Annotated in this window: 1 protein-coding gene; it reads left to right on the top strand. The window is 54.1% G+C overall.

Features of this window, described 5'->3' with window-relative positions; all coding sequences use genetic code 11:
* A partial coding sequence (gene tssD, locus PPL9_RS20915) for a type VI secretion system tube protein TssD (RefSeq protein ID WP_057462385.1) occupies positions 1–354 on the top strand: 354 nt, incomplete at its 5' end.
* Positions 355–440: the final 86 nt, after the last annotated feature.

The following is a 440-nucleotide window of genomic DNA, read 5'->3' as shown; positions in this document are numbered from 1 at the left end:
CAGTCCGGCCAGCCAGCTGGTCAGCGCGTGCACACTCCGTTCAAGTTCACCTGCTCCATGAACAAGTCCATCCCGCTGCTCTATAATGCGCTGGTCTCTGGTGAGATGCTGCCTAAGTGTGAAGTTAAATGGTACCGCACCAATTCTTCCGGCAAGCAGGAGCATTTCTTCACCACCTCCTTTGAAGATGCCCTGATCACCAACATTGAGTGTGGCCTGCCACATTGTCAGGATCCAAAGAATGCTGACTTCACTCAGCTGATCACCATTGAACTGTCTTACCGCAAGATCATGTGGGAGCACACGGTCTCCGGCACGTCTGGTGCTGACGACTGGCGCGCACCTGCAGCTTAAGTCTCTATCCTCATTGAGGATGGAAGTCAGATCCGGGCCAGCTTTGGCCCGGACATTGTTTATGGGCGAGTACACACCAGGCAGTC

Source organism: Pseudovibrio sp. POLY-S9, assembly GCF_001431305.1.
Taxonomy (GTDB): Bacteria; Pseudomonadota; Alphaproteobacteria; order Rhizobiales; family Stappiaceae; genus Pseudovibrio.
The sequence above is the reverse complement of the archived record's forward strand: the minus strand, read 5'-3'. Positions and strand labels throughout refer to the sequence as shown.